The organism is Pseudomonas lundensis (assembly GCF_001042985.1).
Classification (GTDB): domain Bacteria; phylum Pseudomonadota; class Gammaproteobacteria; order Pseudomonadales; family Pseudomonadaceae; genus Aquipseudomonas; species Aquipseudomonas lundensis.
The window spans coordinates 143906-159954 of the sequence record NZ_JYKY01000002.1 but is presented as its reverse complement, the minus strand read 5'-3'; the positions used below and the strand labels follow the sequence as shown (position 1 = coordinate 159954).

Genomic DNA, 16049 nt, shown 5'->3' with positions numbered 1-16049 from the left:
GACCCTAAAGTAGCGCTTAAAAAGCCAGTTTGGAAGTGTTGTTGAGTAAATAGTATTACTATATAGTCGATTCGACTGAGAGCTGATCCTGGTGTGTATTCACCTGAGGCCACTCCAGAGGTGCCATAACAAAAACAATGGGAGACCGTCTCATGAGCCAGGAACTCCGGCTTATTCGTCGCATCACGCTCAAACTGATTCCCTTTCTGGTCTTGCTCTACCTGATTGCCTACGTGGATCGCTCGGCAGTGGGCTTCGCCAAACTGCACATGGGGGCCGACGTCGGCATTGGCGACGCCGCCTATGGACTGGGCGCGGGCCTGTTCTTCATCGGTTACTTCCTGATGGAAATCCCCAGCAACCTGATGCTTGAGCGCTTCGGCGCGCGACGCTGGTTTGCCCGCATCATGATCACCTGGGGCGCCATCACCATTGGCATGGCCTTTGTGCAGGGGCCTCACAGTTTTTATGTGATGCGTTTTCTGCTGGGGGTGGCCGAAGCCGGTTTCTTTCCGGGCGTTCTGTACTACATCACCCAATGGTTCCCGGTGCGCCACCGGGGCAAGATTCTGGGGCTGTTCATCCTTTCGCAACCCATCGCCATGATGATCACCGGGCCTATTTCCGGCGGTCTGCTGGGCATGGACGGCGTGCTCGGCCTGCATGGCTGGCAATGGCTGTTCATCGTGATCGGCACCCCGGCGATCCTGCTGACCTGGCCGGTGCTGCGCTACTTGCCGGACGGCCCGCAACAGGTCAACTGGCTGGAGCAGGGTGAAAAAGACTGGTTAATGGGTGAGCTGGAAAAAGACCTGCAAGCCTACGGGCAGACCCGGCACGGCAACCCGTTGCATGCCTTGAAAGACAAGCGCGTGCTGTTGCTGGCGCTGTTCTACCTGCCGGTCACGTTGAGCATTTACGGGCTCGGGCTGTGGCTGCCGACGCTCATCAAACAGTTTGGCGGCAGCGACCTGACCACCGGTTTTGTGTCGTCGGTGCCTTATGTGTTCGGCATCATCGGCCTGCTGTTTATCCCGCGCAGCTCGGACCGCCTCAACGACCGCTATGGCCACCTCGGCGTGCTGTACGTGCTGGGCGCCATCGGCCTGTTCTTCAGTGCCTGGCTGACGGTGCCGGTCATGCAACTGGCCGCGCTGTGCCTGGTGGCGTTTGCGCTGTTTTCCTGCACTGCGATTTTCTGGACCTTGCCTGGGCGTTTCTTTGCGGGCGCCAGTGCCGCAGCCGGAATTGCCCTGATCAACTCGGTGGGCAACCTGGGCGGCTACATCGGCCCGTTCGTGATTGGCGCACTCAAGGAATACACCGGGCACTTGGCCTCTGGCCTGTATTTCCTGTCGGGCGTGATGGTCTTCGGCCTGTGCCTGACCGTCGTGGTGTACCGCCAACTGGAACGCAAGCACGTGCTCAACCCCAGTGAATTCGCGGCCAGCGCCCAGCCTGCCACCCATCCCTGAATTGCCCCAGTGAGGCTCAACATGCGTTTAGTACAGTTTGAATTGAACAATGGCCAGCGCCGCGTGGGCGTGGTGCAGGACGACCTGATCTGCGAAGTGTCCGGTTGCACCAGCGTGCGCGAGGTGGCACTGGCCGCGATCGACGCCGGGGTGTCGCTGGCACAGCAGATCGAAGCGCTGGGGCTGGGCATCACCCATGACTATCAGGCGTTGCTGGCTGAATGCCGGATCTTGCCGCCGCTGGATCACCCGGACCCGGCCCACATGCTGATCAGTGGCACCGGGCTTACCCACCTGGGCAGTGCCTCGGCCCGGGACAAAATGCACCAGCAGGCCCACGACGACACCGCACTCACCGACACCATGCGCATCTTCAAATGGGGCGTGGAGGGTGGTAAGCCCGACGCAGGCGAGGCCGGGGTGCAACCCGAATGGTTTTACAAGGGCGATGGCAGCATTGTCGTGCGGCCGGGCGAACCGTTCCCGCTGCCGCCGTTTGCCGAAGACGCGGGTGAAGAGCCAGAAATCGGCGGCCTGTACGTCATCGGTCATGACCGCAAGCCGTACCGGCTGGGCTTTGCCGTGGGCAATGAGTTCTCCGACCACGTGATGGAGCGCAAAAACTACCTGTACCTGGCCCATTCCAAACTGCGCAGTTGCTCGTTTGGCCCGGAGCTGCGGGTCGGCGACTTGCCCCGGCATTTGTCCGGCAGCAGCCGCATCCTGCGTGATGGTCAAGTGCTCTGGGAGAACGAGTTCCTGAGCGGCGAAGCCAACATGTGCCACAGCCTGGAAAACCTCGAATACCACCACTTCAAATACAGCCAGTTTTTACGGCCGGGCGATGTGCACGTGCACTTTTTCGGCACGGCGACGCTGTCTTTCGCTGATGGCGTACGCACCCGTGCGGGCGACCGTTTTGAAATAACCCAGTCGGCCTTCGGCGCACCGCTGATCAACGGCATTGCGCCGGTTGACGCGGTGTTCGAGCCCGGCGCTGTCGGCACACTTTAAAAGGAGAGCAGGTATGACTCAGATTCTCGGCCACAACTACATCGGCGGCCAACGCAGCGCCCAAGGCAGCGTCATCGTGAACAGTGTGGACGCCACCACGGGCCAGGCACTGCCCTACGACTTTTACCAGGCCACCGCGCAAGAGGTGGACCGTGCCGCCTGCGCTGCGGCCGCCGCTTACCCGGCCTACAAAGCGTTGAGCGCTGAACGCCGGGCAGCGTTTCTGGACGCCATTGCCGATGAACTGGATGCCCTGGACGATCAGTTTGTGGCGCTGGTATGCCGTGAAACCGCGCTCCCGGCCGCCAGAATTGCAGGCGAACGGGGTCGCACCAGCGGGCAGATGCGTTTGTTCGCCACGGTATTGCGCCGTGGTGATTTTTACGCGGCCCGCATCGATCAGGCGCTGCCTGAGCGCACCCCGCTGCCGCGTCCGGATGTGCGCCAGTACCGCATCGGGCTTGGCCCGGTCGCCGTGTTTGGCGCCAGCAACTTTCCGCTGGCCTTTTCCACGGCAGGGGGGGATACCGCTTCAGCGCTGGCGGCTGGCTGCCCCGTGGTGTTCAAGGCGCACAGCGGGCACATGGCGACTGCGGAACAGGTGGCCGATGCCATTTTGCGTGCCGCCGAGCGTACCGGCATGCCTCAAGGCGTGTTCAACATGATTTATGGCGCAGGCGTCGGGGAGGCGCTGGTCAAGCACCCGTCGATTCAGGCCGTGGGCTTCACCGGATCGCTCAAGGGCGGGCGCGCGTTGTGTGACATGGCCGCGGCGCGGCCGCAGCCAATTCCGGTGTTCGCTGAAATGTCGAGCATCAACCCGGTCATCATCCTGCCGCAGGCCTTGCAGGTGCGTAGCGCCACGGTAGCCCGCGAGTTGGCCGCCTCGGTGGTGCAAGGCTGCGGCCAGTTCTGTACCAACCCCGGGCTGGTGATCGGTCTGCGCTCGCCCGCATTCACCGCCTTCATCGAGCAACTGGCCGGGCAAATCAATGAACAACCCGCGCAGACCATGCTCAATGCGGGCACGCTGCGCAGCTACGCCAAGGGGGTCAGCCAACTGGCCGAACATGCCCTTGTCGAACACCTTGCAGGCCTTGCCCAGCAAGGCACACAAGCACAGCCGCAGGTGTTCAAGGCGGATGTGCGGCTGTTGCTGGAAGGTGATCCGGTGTTGCAGGAAGAAGTGTTCGGGCCAACCACGGTGGTGATCGAAGTGCAAGACGCGGCCCAACTGGACGCCGCGATCCAGAGCCTGCACGGCCAACTGACCGCCACCCTGATTGGCGAGCCCGAGGACCTGCAACAGTTCGGCGGGCTGACGCCTTTGCTGGAACAAAAAGTCGGGCGCATCTTGATCAATGGCTACCCGACCGGTGTCGAGGTGTGCGATGCCATGGTGCATGGCGGGCCTTACCCGGCGACCTCGGATGCCCGGGGCACGTCAGTCGGTACGCTGGCCATCGACCGTTTTCTGCGCCCGGTGTGCTTCCAGAACTACCCGGACAGCCTGCTGCCCGAGCCGTTAAAAAACGCCAATCCGCTGGGCATCCAGCGCCTGGTGGATGGCCAGACCACGCGCACCCCCCTGTAATCCCGTCGGGGGTTGGTCAACGATTAACCCCCGCCATAGCCGGCTACCACTCACCGCGTGGCAAATCCTTTAACTCTTCCTGTCAGGCAGGGGCTTATCCCTGCGCCTTGATAAGGAAGCCCGTATGTCCGACTCCGTAACATCTTCCCTACCGGTGTATGGCACTTTTGCCATTCAGCGAGCGGTAGCCGCACAGTTTGCAACGCGTCCGACGGTGCGCGGTGTGGTCACGCAACTGCTGACAGAGCTACTGACCGAGTCGTTCAGGCAGCACGCTTTTGACCTCAGCAAAACCTATATCGTGCTGACCGTCGATGCTCAGGGCAACGCCCTGACCACGCAGCGCTACCGTTTATTGATTGATGAACTGCTTGAGCATATCGCCAGCCGAGAGCCACTCAACTACAGGTACCTCGCTGACGACGCGTGTTTCGTGGCGATGAGTGCGCCGCCTGCGCCGCCCGGAGGGTTCACACTCATTGAACCCATGACCCGTATCGAGCCTCTGTTGATGGACGTTATGAGCATCTGGCAGGTTGCACTGCAACACGCTCACGTCACGTACTGGAATCAACCTGGCAATACCGGCACAAGCCGACTGCTCTGGCTGGGCACAATGATTCAGGATCAGTTGCTGAGCAGCATCAGCCGGGCGAGCAATCTCACCGACAGTCAACGCAGCCATCTGCGACAGGTGCTGCGTTACCCCCATCGCAATGAACGTTTGAGGGACCGCCCACGTGCGCAGAGGATCTTTGATTCGAACACCCGCGTAAACGTGCATAGCGTGGCTGGCAGGTTTGTGACCGGGCGCACGTTCAATGTCGTGACCCCCGACATCCTCATCGAACATGTCGAAGGTCGCCTGAGCACCTGGTTTTATTGCAAACCCGGCGGCGCCATTGAGCGTTTTTCTTTGCTGGATCTGTTTACGCGCACATGGAACATGAGGTTCGCCACCCGCTATCGCCTGCAACGTGTCAAGTGCGTGCTGTACGAGACTGCGAGTAACTTTCTGGATACTCAGGCGATGTGTGTCCTTGAGCGTCAACTGGACGCCATCCTGGCCCTTGAAAAGCCCATGCCACTCCAGGCACTGGAGCAATGTGTCAGGGACGTCACTGACACCGCCGCCGTCTTTGGCGTGGGTGAAGAGCCCGCACCGATCAATCTGGCACCTGTTTATTCGGCGCTGCCGCAGTGGTTACAAAATGCCACTGCGGGGGATCGTTTTGAATACCGCTCGCAACTGGTCGCGTTGGCCAGCGTGTACACACAAGCAAAGGGCAAGCGCTTCAACGACGACATCCCGGATCTGTTTACCTTCACCGCCAATGCCTTGCGCCAGCAGATGCGCCATGACCAGCCACTCGCTCCGGGTTACGAGCCTGACGATATTGAACTGACGTTTTTGGACCCGGTAGGGCCGGGCGGCGAGGGCACCATTGGCACACTCAACCCCTACACGTTGACCCTCACACAACTGGCCGTGGCGAATCTGTCCGCCGCGCGAAGCAGCCGCATGACAATCCGTCACGCCAAAGGTCAATTAATTCAGGGCTGGTGGATGACCCCGGCGTACATCAGGACATTGATCAAAACCGTCAATATTGGTCTGCGTTATCCGCGCTGGATTGAGCAGTGTTTGACTGCCGACCCCGATCAAGCCCTGCGCCGCGAAAAGCTATTCACTGAAGAATTGCGCGTTCAACTGGTTTTACAGGCGCTGGAATGCAAGATTCGCAGGTTGTGTTCGTTCACGGAGCGCGGTTTTCGGTGGGTGAAGGCCCTGATGCACCTCGACCCGCAAATGCGCAGGGTGGACGGGGAGCCGGTGAGCATCCGGCCATTGAAGTTTTTGTCAGCCCCTAAAGCCCCGCCGCATACCGCCCGCAACATGTTTGTGATCGGCCCGCTGAACGTGCTTGCCGGGCCTCACGTGTTGTACCGACCGTTGCACAAGCAGCCCTTGATCGAATTCCCCTCATGGGACGCATTGTTTGCAGCGATTGCTCAAGCCGGGGAATTGCAAAACAACGTATTGCAGTGGCTGCCCTCAGATGCCCGCAAACTCTATGAAGCGGGCGGTTTTTATCGTCTGAATCTGCCGTCACGGCATGTGCATGACGATCACTCACCCCCCGTGATTCCCGGGGCAGCCAAGCTGGGCGATTTTGCCTTGAACCAGGACTTCATGCACACCCTGTACCTGGAACTGGCCCGAACCCTTAGTGAGTTGGCGGATCGGCAAACTGTTTCCAATGTTGAGGAGCGTTGGCAGTCGCTGGTCACTGGCGGCTGGCTCGTGTTCAGTGCGATTGTCCCCAATCTCCCGTTGGCCTGGCCGTTACGCCTTATCGCGGGCATCAGCATGACTTATCTGGCGGTGCAGCACGATATAGAAGCGCTGCGCTCGGATGATGAACCAGAGAAAGCAGCGGCAATAATTGATTTGTTATTCAACTGCGCACTGGTGCTTTTGCATCTTCGCCCGGTTGCAGGTCAACGTCCGTTACCCATACAGCAACAGGCCGAGGCGGTTCTGATCCCGGCCAGTCTTCGGGAACGGGCACAGCGCCAACCGTTAACGGCAGCCGCCACCCTCGATTTGCCACAGGTCCATGATGTGAGTGTGGTGGTTGGAAACCGTCAAACCGAGCTGGACTTTTCGTGGTTTACCAACCCGCAAGTCAAATACACGCGCGCACAATTGACGTGGCTGGACCGTAATCACGTCGAAGGCTTTAAAGAAGACAGCCCGCCGGTAGCGCGCGGCCCTTATCAAGGCTTACTCAGGCTTAACTACCAGTTCTATGCCGAGGTGGATAAATGGATCTATCGCGTGCAGTTGGAAGAGGACGATGTGTATCTGGTCAATCCTCACGATTCAAAGGATCGCGGGCCTCGTATTGTTCGCAATGAAAGAGGTATCTGGACATATGATTTGCGCGTCCGGCTGCGGGGAGGGGCGCCTAAAACCCGAGTGTCCATCAAGAAAGAGCAACGTATTAAACGGTTGAATGAACTGCGTGAACAACTGACGCGCTATAACGCCCGGTCCAAAGTGCTGGAAGCAGAAATGTCGAGGGTGCAAGCGCTGAGTGACAAGGCCAATATCAGTGAGTTTGAAACAACCCCCTTGGCACAACGTCGCGCAGCACTGGAACGTTATATAGAGGTCATTGAGCGTCAAAAACCAGAGTACGAATCGGCGTTGAGTCTGTTTCTGGAGAAGCAGGAAGTGCTGTCCGAAGACAATGACCCGAACAATCTGGTCGGTTTCTACAAGTACCTGATTCGCCTGAACAGCACATTGTTTGATTGTTATTTTTTGCTCACGGGCGTTTTCAAGTTGCAACATCCCGAGGTATTCAGCACCCACGGTCAGTTGGTCAATGTTGATCTGCTTCGGTCCCCTGCCTATCGAAACGATTGCCAGTCCATGGTGGAGGCCTTTGATAAGGCCGCTGCCTCTTATGTTGAGCTTGAGTCCTATATCAAAAAATTGCGCGCCGTCCCCAAGCTGGGCTATTCGACAGCAGCGCAAGCGCAAAAAAATTATGCGATGTTTGAACAATCAGACACCGTTCACTACCGCTCCAACACGGTGTGCCGGGCTTACCAGTTGCTTATTTTTCCTGACCTGTTGATTGATTCACCCGGTAGCGCAGATTGGCATAACGTGCGAAAAACGCTGACTGACTTGTTTTACACCGCACAAACGCACTACGCGCTCGAAGATCAAGCCCTGTTCAGCCTTGATGAGCGCAGCGAAATTCTCACCGATATCCGTGAGCGTTACGCCCGCGCGGACGATGCGTTGGGGATTTTCCGAGAAGAGGCCGGAGCGCGGTTGAACATGACTGCGTTTGAACACGTGCTTTCAGCACTGGCTGAGTTGGATCAAAAAGCCGAAGCGATGTTGCAGGCCCAGGCCAGGGCGCACACAGAGTGGTTACCTGAGCAGCCGCACCCTGTGCGTACCCCCACGTACACCCGAAAAATTGTACGCACGCGCAAAAAAGGCATTTTGATCGGCACCCCCAGAGCGGACGCCGGTCAGGAAGGTGAGGTGGTTGATGTGGGGGACATGTCAGGCGCCAGTGTGAGAAGTAACAGCCCCGCACCTCACTTGACCGTCACATTCAAAGAGACGGCCCCGGACCAATGGGTTGAGGTGCAGGCGCCTGTTGTGCTCCCAGCGCGGCCCTTATCAGCCTTGAAAACCGAGGCCAATACCCTGTTGGAGGGTCTAAACGCTCAAATCCGTCGGGTCAAGGGTTACGCCAAGCGGTCCCGATTCCCGTTGGAACTGGAAGAAATTCTCGACCGTTACGCGCAAAAACTGGATCGGCTGGTGCTGGAGATCAAACAGGCTGCCCCCGATGAGCCTGCCGTCGAGCACCCCAAGCCGGGCACCGTGCCGATGTACATCAAACGCCTGGAAAACGGCGCGGCGCTGCTGCGTTCCCAAGGCGTTGAGCTGCTGATGTCGTTACCACCCACCACCGCCACGGTTAACTTCCTGCTGGAGAAGCAACACGTCAGCGTGAACAAACTCGAGCCGCGTGTGGCCTTGCGCGGGGAACGTCAGGACTTCGTGCAGGAGTACGAAATCAAAAACACCGCCGGCAACGTGCTCTGGTATGCGCATTTGCATTACAAAGCGGCCGACAGCCCGGCGCAGAACGTGGAAGCGGCCCATTTCAAGCTGGCGGCTCAACGGTATGCCAGCCAGCCAGCTGAAGATGCCAAAGCCAAACCCGGGCGTGCGCCGACCCAGGTGTATTACGCGCCTATCAGTCAAAAGATGCTGATGGAACGATTTCTGGCGCTGGACGTCCAGTGAAAGACAGACAGGCATGGGTAAAGGGGCTGGTTTGACCTATCATTGCGCCTTTCCAACAGGTGAATGATTAATGAGCGATTCAAACCAGACCATGCGTGCGGCCCTTGAAAGCAGCGACATGCTGATTATTGACGGGCTGCACGCCTGGGATTTTTCTCTGGATGATGTGCAATTGCTCATCAAGTGCATGGATGGCCGCGCCGAAAAGCGCTGGAGTTTTACACCCCCACAGCTCGACGCGGCGGTTTTTGACGACAGCCTGCAAAGCTGGACCCTCGTGGGCGACTCGGGCGAGCACCGCCTGGTCTGCCTCAGCGCATTGAGCGCAAGCAATGATGACGACGCGTGTGAGGTGGTTGATGAAGCTTAAATGGTTGCCGCTGTTGATGGCCTCAAGCGTGGGCGCGATGTCGGCGCAGGCGTCCTCCGAGCGTGAAGTGGAGTTGCTTGTCGGTTCGTATACCCAGGGCAAAAGCCAGGGCATCTACCGCTTGCAGTTCGACAGCGAAAAAGGGCGTATCACCCCTGAACCGCTGCAAGTGTTCAAATCGGCCAACCCTTCATGGCTGACACTGTCCGCCGACCAGCAGCGGCTGTTCGTGGTCAACGAAAACGGCAAAGGCCAGGCGGATGGGGTGGGGCGCGTGAGCAGTGTCGCGATCAACCCGAAAACCCATGAGCTGACGCTGGTCAATCAGGTCAAAACCCTGGGCGAAGAGCCCACGCACTCCAGCCTGAGCCATGATGAGCGTTATCTGTTTGTGGCCAACTATGGCGTGCATGCCGACCCCGGCGGCAGCCTGGCGGTGTTGCCGATCAATGCGCAGGGCCAGTTGCAGCCCGTGACCCAAATGAGCAGCCACCCGGCCAGCCGGGTCAACCCTGAACGCCAGTTGTCCGCGCACGTGCACTCGGTGGTGTCATCCCCGGACGGCCAATTCGTTTATGCCAACGATCTGGGCGCCGACAAGATTTTTGTCTACCGCTACGACCCCGCAGCCAACCCCGAGCATCCGCTGATCCCCGCCGAACCGGCTGCCATTGAACTGCCTGCGGGCAGCGGCCCGCGCCACCTGTTGTTCGCGCGCGATGGCAAGCACGCTTACCTGACCACAGAAATGAGTGCTCAGGTATTTGTGTTCGATTACGACAACGGTCAGCTCAAACAGCGTCAGGCGGTAGAACTGGCTCCGGGCCAACCGGCCGGTAACCGCGCCGCAGGCGGCCTGCACACCAGCGCCGACGGCAAGTTCCTGTACGTCAGTAACCGGGGCAAGGCCAACGAATTGCTGGTCTTTGCGATTAACCCCGCCAATGGCGAGTTGACGCATCTGCAGCGCCGCTCCGTTGAAGGCGATCACCCCCGTGAGTTCGCCCTCAGCCCTAACGGCAAGTTTGTGCTGATCGCCAACCAGATGAGCAACAACATCGTGGTCGTGGAACGCGATCCGCAGACCGGCAAGCTGGGCGACACCGTGCAACACCTGTCGATGGACGCACCGTCCGACCTCAAGTTCATCAACCGGCCGTAACCCTGGGCGGCTGCGTCTCTGCGCACGAGTCGACAGGCGCAGGGACGTTTCGGCCCTTTTGCGCCCTCAACCCCTGTCGCTCAGGGCTGTTTGGCCATCACCGCCGTGAACAACCCTGAGGCGAGGAAGCGTTCAAGCCAGGCCTGCAATTTAGGGTAGGGCGCTTGCGCGAACCACGCGCGGTCCACGTGGGCGAACTGGCGTATGAACGGCGCCAGCGCCACGTCGGCCAGGGTCAACGTGGTGCCGGTCAGGTAAGGGGTGTGTTCAAGCAGGCACTCAAGCCGCTGCAACACAACCGCCCCTTGCGCGCGGTAATGCTCCATCGGGTACTCGGGGTAGCGCACGGCGTACTTGTAGCGGTCCAGCAGCACCTTGAAGCGGGTGTCGTTTTCTTCAATCAACGCTTCGATCAAAGGCCGGTCCGCTGGCAGCCAAACGTCGGGGTCGTTCTGACTCAGGGCCCAGTGCATGATCTCCAGACTCTGCTCGATGACCCGGCCGTCGGCGCACACCAGCACCGGCACCGTGCCCTTGGGCGAAGCGGCCAGCATCTGGGCGGGCTTGGCTTTGAGGCTGACCTCAATGATCGACACCGGGACACCGCTGTAGCGCAGGGCCATGCGGGCGCGCATGGCGTAGGGGCAGCGGCGGAACGAGTAGAGGGTGTGCAGGCTCATTTGACCTGCACCGTGCTCAGCCCGTTGCCTTGGCGCTGAACCTGTATCTGCACCGGAATCCGTTCGTGCATTTCCTGCACGTGTGAAATCACCCCGACCTTGCGTCCCTGCGCCTGCAATCCGTCCAGCGCGTCCATCGCCAGTTGCAAGGATTCGGGGTCGAGACTGCCGAAGCCTTCGTCAATAAACAGCGATTCGATTTTCAGCGTGCTGGACGCCATGGACGCCAGCCCGAGGGCCAAGGCCAGCGACACCAAAAAGGTCTCGCCGCCCGACAACGAATGCACCGAGCGCAGTTCGTCGCCCATTTCCGTGTCCATCACCAGTAACCCCAGCATGCTGCCGCCCCGCTTGAGGCGGTAGCGGCGCACCAGTTGGCGCAGTTGGGCATTAGCGTGGTGGACCAGCAGGTCGAGGTTATAAGCCTGGGCTATCTTGCGAAATTTGTCCCCGGTGCCCGAACCGATCAAATCACTGAGCCGCGCCCAGCGCTGCCACTCGTCATAGGCCTGCGCCGTGCGCTGCGCCAGCGCTTGATTGGCCTCAGTGCGCCGGTCGTCTTCGGCTTGTTGCGCGCGCAGTCCGGCGCTCAATTGTTCGCTCACCTCCAGTTGGACGTTCAGCGCGTCAAGGGCTTGGGTCAGGGCCTCGGCGTCCAGATTGCCGTTGGCCTGCGCCTGATGCCGGGCGAGTTGCTGTTCGCGTTCCTGAAGCAGAACCCGGGTGTGCTCCAGGTTTTTTTCACTGCCTGACAGACGCTCGCGCAGTGACCGCACCTGTGGTTCGTCATGGGCCAACAATTGATGCAGGCGTGCGTCATCCACGCCAGTGTGCAAGGCACGCCATTGAGCGACCTGCGCCGTTAACGTGGCGTGCTCCTGCTCAAGTGCCTGCAAACGCTCGCGGAGCGCCTTGAGTTCAGCCGTCAGCTGGATCTGTTGGCGGGTGGTAGCCTGCACGGTGTCGCTGGCATGGGCTTGCGCGGTGCGGGCCTGTTCCAGAGCCTGTTCAAGGTGTTGCTGCCAGGCTTCGGCGCTGCTGTGTGGGCCCAGCAGGGCGTGCAGGGCCTGCTTGCTGGCATGTTGCTGCGCGAGCCATTCGTCCAGGGCTTGTTGCAGCGCGTCCTGCTGGGAGCGCTGATGGCTGTGCTGCACCTGCTCGCGCTCGAGGGTCTGGCTGCGCGCCGCATGCTCGGCGAGTTCGTCGCGTTGTTGCTCCAGGTGCGCAAGCCGCTCGGCCACCTGTTGATCCAACGCCATGAAACAGGCCGACGTGTGCGCACGCAGTTCGGCCAGGCGCTCGGCAGGCAACAGGCTGGAGAACGCCGCCAGTTCCTCTTCGAGGCGCTGGGCGTCGGCGTTGAGCTGCACCTGCTGGTCGGCCAGTTGCCGGGCGGCCAACTGGCTGGCGTCGCTGCTGCGCTGGATGTCGCCTTGCAGTTGTGCGGCATCCCTTTGCAGGGCGAGCAGGGCGTTCTGACGTTCTTCGTCACGGCTGATGCTGTAGTGCAATTGTTCAAGCCGATGGGCCAGCCACGGCGCCCGCTTGGCCGCGGGTTGGTCCTGCCATTGCGCATGGTGCGGGTGCGCCTCCAGGCTGGGGGCGAGTGCCTGTTGGTCGTCCAGCAATTGCTGATGTTGCAGGCGCAGTTCGCGCAGTTGTGCATTCAGGCCGCTGACCTGTTCACGCAGTTGGTCGAGGGTGGCCTTGAGTGTGTCCACGGCCTTGCGGGCAGCCGCCTCTTCGTTTTCGTCATGGCGCGAGAGGCTTTGCAACAGGGCTTCGGGCTGGTGGTACGGGTGCTCGTGGCTGCCGCAGACCGGGCACGGCTGGTTGTCCTGCAAGTGCTCGCGCAGTTCTTCAACACTGGCGCTGCGGGCCAGTCGCTGGCGTTCCAGCAGTTGGCGGGTGAGGTTCAGTGCCTGCTCGGCCGCCTCGTACTGTTTTTTGGTCAGGGTGCCGAGTTCGATCCGCTGTTCGCGTTCTGATTGCAGCGCCTGCAATTTGCTTTGCAGGGCCTGTAGCCGGTCGTCCAGCGCCTGTTGAGTGCTGCTCAGCCGCTGCAAGTCTTCGTAGTCGCGCTGCTGCTGGCGATTGTCCTTGAGCAAGCTGCCCAACGCCTGGATTTGCTCGTTGACGGCGTGGGGTTCGGCCGCCGCTTCCTGAAACAGGATTTCCAGGCTGTTGCGCTGTTCAGTCAGTTGCTGCGCGGCGTGCAGGGCACGTTGCTCCAGGGCCGGCAGCTCGTGTTGACCGGTGCTTAGGGTGGTGCTCAAGCGCACCAGTTGCTGCAAGCGCGGGCGCCAGGCGTCCCAGGCATTGGCCAGCGGCGTCAGTTCAGCGCTGTGCTCAAGCTGTTGGGCAATCTGTGACAGCTGTTCGGTGCTGCGTTGTTGGCGCTCGATCAGGGTGTCGAGCCGTTGTTGGCCCGCCGCACTGGCGGTGTCGGCTTGCTGTTTGAGGGCGCGTTGCTTGTCGAGCGTGTCAGTGAGCCGTTGCAGGTTGGCCTGTTCTGTATAGGCCTGCTGCAGTGGCGTGGCGCACTGCTGGTGCATGGCCTGGGCCTGCTCCGTCGCCAGCCGCGCGGCTTCCAGCGTGTGCTCCTGTTGCGCGTGTTGTGCCTCTAACTGCGCGTGTTGTTGTTGATGGTCGGCCATCTGCGCCGTGAGTGGACGCACCTGCGCGTCCAGCTCGGCCAGCCGTGCAAACTGATGGCGCTGGGGGGCCAGTTGTTCGAGCCAGTGCAGGGTGTCGCGTTCACCGGCCTGGCTGTCCCACAGCCCTTGCGCCTGCTGCAACTGCACGGCGGCGCTTTGGTGTTGTTCTTGCAGTTCGCGCAAGGTCTTGAGCCAGACGTGTTGCTGCTCCAGCTGTTTGAGCTGGCCTTGCCGGGCCTTGAGCTGTTGTTGGGCCAGGGTGAATTGTTGATCCAGTTCGAGGCGAGCGTCAGGCGACAGGGGCGTAATGCCCACCGCTTGATCCTGTAGCTGCTTGTGCAGGTCGCGGGTTTCCTTGGCCTTGTCGAAAGCGCGTTTGCCCAGACGGGTGTACAGCGCAGTGTCGGTGAGTTTTTCCAGCAGTTCGCTGCGTTCGTTGTCGTCGGCCTTGAGGAAGGCGCTGAACTCGCTTTGGGCCAGCATCACGGCGCGGGTGAACTGTTCGAAGTTCAACCCCAGCCGCGCTTCGAGCTGGACCTTGTAATCACCTTTCTGGCTGGCCAGCAATTGATCGCTGTCCAGATCGCGCAGGCTCTGGCGGCTGGCCTGGAGCTTGCCGGTGGCCTTTTCCCGCGCGCGGTTGGCTTCCCAGCGCGCCCGGTAGCGGCGTCCGTCGATGCCGAGAAAATCCACTTCGGCATAGCCTTCGCCCGTGCCGCGCCGCAGCAGGGTGCGCGGGTCGCCAGTGGCGATCTCGCCGTCAACATCGGGCACTTTGGCATCGCGGCCGGTGTTGTTCAGGCGCGGCACGGCGCCAAACAACGCCAGGCACAAAGCGTCGAGCAGGGTGCTTTTACCGGCGCCGGTGGGGCCGGTAATGGCGAACAGACCGGCGCTGGCCAGGGGCTCAGCCGTGAAATCCAGTTCAAACGGGCCCGCCAGCGATGCGAGGTTTTTCAGGCGGATGGCGAGGATTTTCATGGCTCTTCGCCCTCCAGCTGTACGTCTTGCAACAACATGGCAAAGTCCTTGAGGGTCTGTTCATCGGCCTCGCGGCCATAGCTGTCTAGCCAGGCCCGGCTGAACAGCTCTTGCGGGGTCAACTGGTCGAGTTCAATCAGCCGCGCGTTGTCGTCTTCGTCCCCGCGTTTACCCGTGCCCGCATACTCGGCGCTGATGCGCACCAGGCGCACGGACTTGCCTTGCAACGCGGTTTCAATCTGCTGGCGCAGGTCTGGCTGGGGTTCGTCGAGGATCACCCGCACTTCGAGCCACGGCTGGCGCTGGGTGTCGGCCAGCAGATCAACGTCCGGCACGCCGCTCAGTTGCGAGAGAATTTCGCTCAGTGGCGCCGGGCCGATGCGTTGCAGATTGACCGCGCGGGGGATCAGCAAGGGCTCAACGCTGACCAGGGTTTCGCCCTCCAGTTGCACCTCCAGCACCTGATGCGGGTAGCTGATTTCCGAAAAGGACAGGGGAATGGGCGAGCCGCAGTAGCGAATCCGCTCTTCACCATTGACCTTTTGCGGCTTGTGCAAATGCCCGAGGGCCACGTAGCTGATGCTTGGGCCGAACAGGCTGGCGGGGAGGGCTTCGGCGTTGCCGATAATCAGGCTGCGTTCCGAGTCTTCGGAGACCGAACCGCCCGCCATGTGCGCATGGCTGATGGCTACCAGCGCCTGACCGGGCTGGCGTTTGGCATTGGCGGCCTCGATCAGCCACTCATGCACCTGACCGATGCCGCGCAGGTAGTCATCGCCCAAGTGTGCGCCCGTGACCTCGGCGGGGCGCAGGAACGGCAACGCCAGGCACCAGGCCGCGATCTGTCCGGTTGCGTCCGGCAGCGGGATCATCAGGCGCTCGGCATCGAGCTGGCCATCGTCAAGCCACAGCACACGACCCAGCGCGTGGGTGCGCAGGCGCCGCATCAGCGGGGCAGGCAGCTCAATGCGCGAGCCGGAGTCATGGTTGCCGGCAATCATCACGATGGTTAACGCGGGGTGCTGTTCATGGGCGCTGACGATGAAGTCGTAAAGGCGTTCCTGGGCTTTGACCGGCGGGTTGACCGTGTCGAAGATGTCCCCGGCAATTAACAGCACGTCGGGTTGCCGGGTGGCCAATTGGGCCAGCAGCCAGTTAAGAAAACAGGCGTGTTCGAAGTCACGTTCCTGGCCATGGAGGTTTTGCCCCAAATGCCAGTCGGAAGTGTGAAACAAGCGCATAACAGAATCCGTTTAAAAAGGTCATC

9 protein-coding genes are annotated in these 16049 nt (G+C 60.7%); 6 read left to right on the top strand and 3 right to left on the bottom strand.

Annotation, left to right across the window (positions count from 1 at the left end):
• Nucleotides 1–152: 152 nt before the first annotated feature.
• The 6 genes from TU74_RS02445 (at nt 153) to TU74_RS02420 (ending at nt 10464) form a co-directional block, all read left to right on the top strand.
• Nucleotides 153–1475: an MFS transporter gene (locus tag TU74_RS02445; RefSeq protein WP_047276503.1), complete on the top strand. Its 1323-nt coding sequence runs from the start codon at nt 153–155 to the stop codon at nt 1473–1475.
• A 21-nt stretch (nt 1476–1496) separates the two neighbouring features.
• On the top strand, nt 1497–2489 hold the full coding sequence (gene araD1, locus TU74_RS02440; protein ID WP_047294256.1) for an AraD1 family protein: 993 nt from the start codon (nt 1497–1499) through the stop codon (nt 2487–2489).
• 13 nt (nt 2490–2502) lie between these two features.
• Complete coding sequence (locus TU74_RS02435) at nt 2503–4083, top strand: aldehyde dehydrogenase (NADP(+)) (RefSeq protein ID WP_048374908.1); 1581 nt, start codon at nt 2503–2505, stop codon at nt 4081–4083.
• A 124-nt stretch (nt 4084–4207) separates the two neighbouring features.
• Entirely contained in the window at nt 4208–8932 is a 4725-nt protein-coding gene (locus tag TU74_RS02430; protein WP_048374907.1) for a dermonecrotic toxin domain-containing protein, read from the top strand.
• A 70-nt stretch (nt 8933–9002) separates the two neighbouring features.
• Nucleotides 9003–9302, top strand: a complete 300-nt coding sequence (locus TU74_RS02425; RefSeq protein ID WP_048374906.1) for a DUF5629 family protein — start codon at nt 9003–9005, stop codon at nt 9300–9302.
• Nucleotides 9292–10464, top strand: a complete 1173-nt coding sequence (locus tag TU74_RS02420) for a lactonase family protein (protein WP_048374904.1) — start codon at nt 9292–9294, stop codon at nt 10462–10464. Before TU74_RS02425 ends, TU74_RS02420 begins: the two co-directional genes overlap by 11 nt.
• A gap of 80 nt (nt 10465–10544) precedes the next feature.
• Here TU74_RS02420 and TU74_RS02415 read toward each other — a convergent pair whose 3' ends face one another.
• Genes TU74_RS02415 through TU74_RS02405 form a run of 3 tightly spaced genes read right to left on the bottom strand, consistent with a single transcriptional unit; the run spans nt 10545 to nt 16023 of the window.
• On the bottom strand, nt 10545–11144 hold the full coding sequence (locus tag TU74_RS02415; protein ID WP_048374902.1) for a glutathione S-transferase: 600 nt from the start codon (nt 11142–11144) through the stop codon (nt 10545–10547).
• On the bottom strand, nt 11141–14782 hold the full coding sequence (locus tag TU74_RS02410) for an AAA family ATPase (protein WP_048374900.1): 3642 nt from the start codon (nt 14780–14782) through the stop codon (nt 11141–11143). The genes TU74_RS02415 and TU74_RS02410 overlap by 4 nt, the downstream gene beginning before the upstream one ends.
• Nucleotides 14779–16023, bottom strand: coding sequence for an exonuclease SbcCD subunit D C-terminal domain-containing protein (locus TU74_RS02405; RefSeq protein WP_048374899.1), 1245 nt, complete (start codon nt 16021–16023; stop codon nt 14779–14781). The genes TU74_RS02410 and TU74_RS02405 overlap by 4 nt, the downstream gene beginning before the upstream one ends.
• Between the last annotated feature and the right edge of the window lie 26 nt (nt 16024–16049).